1 pseudogene is annotated in these 410 nt (G+C 54.9%); it reads left to right on the plus strand.

The features are described from left to right. Nucleotides 1–410: pseudogene (locus tag KQP79_RS26115) on the plus strand (hypothetical protein); the annotation flags it as partial.

Raw genomic sequence — 410 nt, forward strand, 5'->3', positions numbered from 1 at the left:
ACCACCATGCAGGATTTTGACGGCTATGGCAAGGCACACCGCCTTGGCGACCATCTGCTGTCCGCATCCCTCGGCCTCTCTGTCCGCATCGGCAAGACTGGCTGGAAGCGAGTGATAGACGCTCGCCCGTACATCGCACAGAACGAATGGCTTTCGGCATACGCCTCATCCCTTTCTGACAGCAACAGCCGCTATCACGCCCAGCACGATCGAGATTGTCAGACTCTGGAGCAGCTGCGCAAGATTCTTGCCATCGAGGGACTTCTGGACAAGTACGGCCACCTCTTTTCTGACGATGCCGCTTCTTCCGTCACAAATGGCTATCCTCGAAACGACTACAGCGGTCTCAACTCGCTGCGTGCAAGAATGAGAGACAAGTATGGTAATGGTCAAAAGACAAAGGTCATGGA

It is taken from the genome of Bacteroides sp. DH3716P, from assembly GCF_025914115.1.
Taxonomy (GTDB): Bacteria; Bacteroidota; Bacteroidia; order Bacteroidales; family Bacteroidaceae; genus Bacteroides; species Bacteroides ovatus.